Genomic DNA, 6,282 nt, shown 5'->3' with positions numbered 1-6,282 from the left:
CAGTCGCACGCACCCCGGACAGCTGCGCCAAGAACAAGAACACAAGCACTCCGCAAGACAACGCGCGGCAAAGAACTGACATGCCCAATCCAGCCGGCGCTCACAGCCTGCTCCAGCTCATCTGGCTCGCCTCCCCCGCACTCCCGGTAGGCGGCTTCTCGTACTCCGAAGGCGTCGAGGCCGCCGTCGAATGGGCCGGCATCGACTCGGAATCGAAAGCCGCCGAATGGCTCGCCGACCAGTTGCACCTCAGCTTCGCGCGCGGCGACCTCGCCCTGGTCGCGCAAGCCATCGCGGCCTGGCGCGCGAACGACAGCCAGCGTGTCCGCGAACTCAACGAATGGGTCATGGTCACGCGCGAGTCGGCCGAGTTTTTCCTGCAGACCGAACAGATGGGCCGCTCCTTCGTCGAGTGGCTCAAGCTGCACCACGCCGACACTGCCGAAGTTTTTGCGAGCCTGCCCGCCACCTACCCCGTGGCCTTTGCCTTTGCCGTCAGCCGCACCGGCGCCACCGTGCACGATGGCTGCCTGGCCTTCGCCTTCGGCTGGGCCGAGAACATGGTTGCCGCCGCCGTCAAGGCCGTGCCGCTGGGCCAGAGCGCGGGCCAGCGCATCCTCGGGCAGTTGGCGCATCAGATTCCCGCCGCCGTGACCCGCGCCATGGAACTCACCGACGACGAGCGCCAGGCCTTCGCGCCCCTGCTGGCAGTGTTGTCGGCGCGCCATGAAACACAATATTCCCGCCTCTTCCGAAGCTAGCTGACTGAACCGGACACTCGCCACCCCATGACCTCCGCCCTGCACCACATTCCCCGTCGCACCAAGAAACTGCCCCCGCTGCGCGTGGGCATCGGCGGCCCCGTCGGCTCGGGCAAGACCACACTGCTCGAAATGCTCTGCAAGGCGATGCGCGACAAGTACGACCTGGTCGCCATCACCAACGACATCTACACCAAGGAAGACCAGCGCCTGCTGACGGTCGCCGGCGCACTGCCGGCCGAACGCATCATGGGGGTCGAGACCGGCGGCTGCCCGCACACGGCGATCCGCGAAGACGCGTCGATCAACCTCGAAGCCATCGACCGCATGCTCGAAGACTTTCCCGACGCCGACATCGTGTTCGTCGAGTCGGGCGGCGACAACCTCGCGGCCACCTTCAGCCCCGAACTGTCCGACCTGACGATCTACGTGATCGACGTGGCGGCCGGCGAAAAAATTCCGCGCAAGGGCGGCCCCGGCATCACCAAGAGCGACCTGTTCGTCATCAACAAGACCGACCTGGCGCCCTACGTGGGCGCCAACCTCGACGTGATGGAACAGGACACGCAGCGCATGCGACGCCAGCGCCCCTACGTGATGACCAACCTCAAGACCCACACCGGCGTGGCCGAGGTGGTGGCGTTCATCGAGCAGCGGGGCATGCTCACCGCCGGCTGAGCGGCAGGCAAAAAACAAGCACGCCGGCCGCGTGCCCGGCCGGCCTCAGGGCAGGCCGAGATAGATGCGCAGGTCGTCCTTGAGCGTGCCCGCGGAAGCCACCGCCGTGCGCAGCCGGGCCTCGCTCACGCCGAACCATTTCGTCCAGTAGTCGACCTCCTGCAGGTCGGTGACATCGATCCGCTGGTCGTCCTGCGGAATGCGGATCTCGCTGTCGTCGGGCATCGTCGTCTCCAGATGGGTAGGTGGGTGGATGGGCAGTTGATCGAATGGAAAGCGGAGCGAAGTTTCCGCAACCGCCGTCCCCCGCCGGCCAGACGCCGCCCGATTGATTTGCAGGACAACGCCCACGTCCCGCCGACGCCATCCCCAAGCCACGCCATGAGGTGGCCGCCGACACGCAGTCGGCCAATTTCCCGGCGCTGTCCTGCACGCGTATTCGCAATCTCCATGATTGAATTCGAGCCATTCGATTTTTTCAATCCAACACAGTGGAGAAGCGCAATGGAGACGACGGAGCCGAACACTCGCAGGCTTCTGAGCATCGGGGTCCCCGGGCTGAACAACGTGCTCGGCGGAGGCCTGGAGCCCAACCGCCTCTACCTCGTCGAGGGCACGCCCGGCGCCGGCAAGACGACGATCGCGCTGCAGTTCCTGCTCGAAGGGGCGCGCCTGGGCGAGTCGGTGCTGTACGTGACGCTGTCCGAAACCGAGACCGAGCTGGGCGGGGTTGCCGCCTCGCACGGCTGGGACATCTCGCCCATCCACATGCGCGAGATGCTGCCCACGCAGGACACCCTGCAGCCGGAGGAGCAGTACACCATGTTCCATCCGTCCGAGGTCGAGCTGAGCGAAACCACGCTGCGCATCCTCAGTGACGTGGAAACGCTCAAGCCCTCGCGCATCGTCTTCGATTCGCTGTCCGAGCTGCGGCTGCTGTCGGGCACCTCGCTGCGCTATCGCCGGCAGATTCTGGCGCTCAAGCAGTTCTTCGCGGGCCGCCAGTGCACCGTGCTGCTGCTCGACGACATGACCGCCACCGAGCACGACCTGCAGGTGCAGAGCATCGCGCACGCGGTGCTGCGACTGGAGCAGTCCAACTCCGACTACGGGGCGGCACGCCGGCGGCTGCTGGTGGTCAAGTACCGCGGGCAGTCTTTCCGTGGCGGCTACCACGACTACCGGATCAATCGCGGCGGCCTGCAGGTCTTTCCGCGGCTGGTGGCCGCCGAGCACGTCAACGGCGCTTCGCAGGCCAGGCTGCCCAGCGGCATCAAGGCGCTCGACGCGCTGCTGGGCGGCGGGCTCGAAAAGGGCACCAGCACGCTCTTCGTGGGCGCGCCGGGCACCGGCAAGTCGTCGGTGGCGGTGCAGTTCGCCATTGCCGCGGCGCAGCGCGGCGAATGCGCCGCGCTGTTCATCTTCGACGAGAGCATCAACACGCTGCGCTCGCGCTGCACGGGCCTGGGCATGGACCTCGAAACCCACCTGAAGTCGGGCCGCATCCGCATCAAGCAGGTCGACCCCGCCGAGCTCTCGCCGGGCGAACTGGTGCACGAAATCCGCGTGGCGGTGACCGAGCACAAGGCGGCGGTCATCGTCATCGACAGCCTGAACGGCTACCTCAACGCCATGCCCGACGAGCGCTTCCTGATCGTGCAACTGCACGAGCTGCTCACCTACCTGGGGCAGTCGGGCGTGGCCACGCTGCTGGTGGGCGCGCAGCACGGGCTGATCGGCATGCAGATGCAGACGCCGGTCGATGCAAGCTACCTGGCCGATGCCGTGGTGCTGCTGCGCTACTTCGAATCGGAAGGCGAAGTGCGGCAGGCCATCTCGGTGCTCAAGAAGCGCGGCGGCTCGCACGAGCGTTCGATCCGGGCCTTCTCGATGGACCACGGGGGCCTGAAAGTCGGCGAGCCGCTGCGCCACTTCCGGGGCATCCTGACCGGCGTGCCGGTGCCGATCGACGGCGTATCGGCGATGCCTCCGTGACGGTTGCCACCACCGCCGCTCCGGACGACCTGCAGTTGCGCGTTCTGCTGAGAACGGCAACCACGAAAGACGCCGTCATGTCCACCGCGGTGCTCGCGCGCTCGGGCATCGAGACGCAGGTGTGCGCGTCCCTGCATGAACTGGTGCACGAGATGCGGCAGGGCGCGGGTGCCTTGCTGGTCTCCGAAGAAATGCTGTCGGGCAGCGGTGCCGCCGAGCTCGCCGATGCGGTGTCGGTGCAGCCACCGTGGTCCGACCTGCCGGTGCTGATCCTGGCGCGGCAGGGCGCCGACTCCCGCGCCATCGCCACCGCGATGGAAGGCATGGCCAACGTCACGGTGCTGGAGCGGCCGATCCGCGTGGCCTCTCTCGTGAGCGCACTGCGCAGCGCGTTGCGCGCGCGGCGCCGGCAGTACGAACTGCGCAAGATCCTCGAAGACCTGAGCGAAGCCGACAAGCGCAAGACCGAATTCCTGGCCACGCTGGCGCACGAGCTTCGCAACCCGATGGCGCCGCTGAGCACCGCCCTGGCGATCCTCACGCGCAAGACGCTGACCCCGGAAGCAGCCCTGCCCTACTACCAGCTCATGGGCCGCCAGGTCGAGCACATGGTGCGGCTGGTCAACGACCTGATGGAGGTGTCGCGCATCACGCGCGGCAAGATCGAACTGCAGCTGGGCGAGCTCGCGCTGAACGAGGTGATCCGCGGCGCGGTCGAGCTGAGCCGGCCGCTGGTGGACGCCGGCAGGCACACCCTTGCCGTGCACGTGCCCGAGGTGTCCGAAGCCGTGGAAGGCGACAGCGTGCGGCTCACGCAGGTGTTCTCCAACCTGCTGAACAACGCGGCCAAGTACACGCCCGAAGGCGGGCGCATCGACGTCTTCGTCGAGCGCGACGACGGCCATGCGGTGGTGCGCATCAGGGACAGCGGCACGGGCATTCCGGCCGACATGCTCGGCGCCATCTTCGACATGTTCGTGCAGGTCAGCGGCACCGCCCGGGCCGCGCAGGGCGGGCTGGGCATCGGCCTCACGCTGGTAAAAAGCCTGGTGGAACTGCATGGCGGCACGATCAAAGCCGCCAGCGAAGGATCGAACCGGGGCAGCGAATTCACCGTGCGGCTCCCGCTGCTCGACCACGGCCTGCGGGCCGACGCGCACACCAGGACATCGCAGGAAACCATCGCCGCGCGGCACCGCATCCTGGTGGTCGACGACAACCGCGACGCGGCGGAATCCTTGGCCGCGCTGCTCGACCTGCTGGGTGCGCAAACGGCCGTGGCCTTCAGCGGGGCCGATGCGCTGAACAAGGCCGAGGCGTTCCAGCCCTCGCTGGGCATTTTGGACATCGGCATGCCGGGCATGGACGGCTGCGAACTGGCGCGCCGGTTTCGCGCCCACCCGAAGCTCTACGGCATGGGGTTGATCGCGCTCACCGGCTGGGGCCAGCCCGACGACCGCCTGCGCATTGCGCGGGCCGGCTTCGACCACCATCTGCTGAAGCCGGTCGACCTGGACGAACTGTCGGCCGCGCTGCAGAAGCTGGCGCAACGCGGCCTCGCCTGATCCGGCCCGCCTCGACCCGAGGCGGCCGGCGGGGGCGCGCCTTCAGAGCTCGCTGCCGTCCCGCAGTTGCCGCGCCTTGTAGACCAGCCGCACGCTGGCGCGGCGCGGGTCGCTCACCTGCTGCACGTACACGTCGGTGTCGTTGCTCACCCAGGCGGCATAGGCGTTGCCCGGATCGCGCGACGCCAGCTCGTTGCCGAACACGCCGCGGCCCCATTGCACGATGGCCGCGAAAGCCGCCGCGCCGCTGTCGGGCAGCGCCTGCGCGGTGGCCACGTACTCGACGCGCCGAAGCTCCGAGGCGGCAAAGAAGAAGGTCGGCTCGAAGGCCAGCCCCGCCATTTCGACCGGCGCCGCGCGCCAGCTGCCCAGCAGGCCGCCGGACAGGCGCTGCGGCCGCTGCACGCGCTGCGCCGCGGGCAGCGCGGCATGAAGCTCGTCGGCCGTCATGCCGAGCCGCACGCCCGGCGGCAGGGCTTGCGCATGCAGCGCACCGGCGGCAAGAAGGGCGGCACCCGTGGCAAGGGCCCGCAGAAGGTTGTTCAGGGAGGGAATGAATCGCACGTGAGGCATCGGTAGGAAAGGCGGCGGCACCGTGGGACCGGGAGTATCACCCGGAGTTCCACGGCGGCGCCACCGCCCTTCTTCCTGCCGCCCCGGCGCACTTTTCAGCTTGCCGGCTTCTTTCTCAGTGCGACTGCATCTGCCCGAAGCGACCGCTGCCGAAGTCCTTCATGGCCTGCACGATCTCGTCGCGCGTGTTCATCACGAACGGCCCGTGCCCGACGATGGGTTCGTCGATGGGCTCGCCGCTCAGCAGCAGCACCACGGCGTCTTTGTTCGCTTCCAGCGTCAGCGCATCGCCGGCACGGTCGAGCAGCACCATCTGCGCGTCGCGCGCCACCTCGTCGCCGTTCACCATCACCGTGCCGCGCAGCACCACGATGGCGGCCACGCGGCCTTCGGGCACTGGCAGCGTCACGCTCGCGCCCTGGTTCAGGCGCACGTCCCACACGTCGATGGGCGTGAAGGTGCGGGCCGGTCCCTTGTGGCCGAGGTAGTCGCCCGCGATCACGCGGACGCGCCCTGCACCATCGCCGAGTTCCACCGAGGGAATCTGCGCGTCGGTGATGCCCTGGTAGCCCGGCGCGGCCATCTTGTCCCGGGCGGGCAGGTTGACCCACAGCTGGACCATCTCGAGCTCGCCGCCGTCGCGGGTGAACGCGTCGGAATGAAACTCTTCATGCAGGATGCCCGCGCCCGCGGTCATCCATTGCACGTCG

Annotated in this window: 7 protein-coding genes; 4 read left to right on the top strand and 3 right to left on the bottom strand. The window is 68.2% G+C overall.

Translation table 11 applies throughout. From position 1 onward, the window contains the following. Positions 1-80 precede the first annotated feature (80 nt). On the top strand, positions 81-761 hold the full coding sequence (locus DBV14_RS04375) for an urease accessory protein UreF (RefSeq protein WP_124457981.1): 681 nt from the start codon (positions 81-83) through the stop codon (positions 759-761). Positions 762-788: 27 nt separating this feature from the next. Next, positions 789-1,439, top strand: coding sequence for an urease accessory protein UreG (gene ureG / locus DBV14_RS04370; RefSeq protein ID WP_124457980.1), 651 nt, complete (start codon positions 789-791; stop codon positions 1,437-1,439). Between the two features lie 45 nt (positions 1,440-1,484). Here ureG and DBV14_RS04365 read toward each other — a convergent pair whose 3' ends face one another. Beyond that, positions 1,485-1,664: a DUF3606 domain-containing protein gene (locus tag DBV14_RS04365; RefSeq protein WP_124457979.1), complete on the bottom strand. Its 180-nt coding sequence runs from the start codon at positions 1,662-1,664 to the stop codon at positions 1,485-1,487. A gap of 279 nt (positions 1,665-1,943) precedes the next feature. Here DBV14_RS04365 and DBV14_RS04360 point away from each other — a divergent pair, with 279 nt between their 5' ends. Beyond that, complete coding sequence (locus tag DBV14_RS04360; RefSeq protein ID WP_124457978.1) at positions 1,944-3,434, top strand: ATPase domain-containing protein; 1,491 nt, start codon at positions 1,944-1,946, stop codon at positions 3,432-3,434. After that, positions 3,431-4,999, top strand: a complete 1,569-nt coding sequence (locus tag DBV14_RS04355) for a hybrid sensor histidine kinase/response regulator (RefSeq protein WP_260396810.1) — start codon at positions 3,431-3,433, stop codon at positions 4,997-4,999. The genes DBV14_RS04360 and DBV14_RS04355 overlap by 4 nt, the downstream gene beginning before the upstream one ends. 42 nt (positions 5,000-5,041) lie before the next feature. Here DBV14_RS04355 and DBV14_RS04350 read toward each other — a convergent pair whose 3' ends face one another. Continuing rightward, complete coding sequence (locus tag DBV14_RS04350; RefSeq protein WP_124457977.1) at positions 5,042-5,572, bottom strand: hypothetical protein; 531 nt, start codon at positions 5,570-5,572, stop codon at positions 5,042-5,044. Positions 5,573-5,687: 115 nt separating this feature from the next. After that, positions 5,688-6,282: pirin family protein (locus DBV14_RS04345; protein ID WP_260396809.1), on the bottom strand; the 595-nt coding region annotated here is incomplete at its 5' end.

The sequence above is a fragment of the Variovorax sp. KBW07 genome (assembly GCF_003852515.1).
Taxonomy (GTDB): domain Bacteria; phylum Pseudomonadota; class Gammaproteobacteria; order Burkholderiales; family Burkholderiaceae_C; genus Variovorax.
This window is presented reverse-complemented; position numbering and strand designations above follow the sequence as displayed.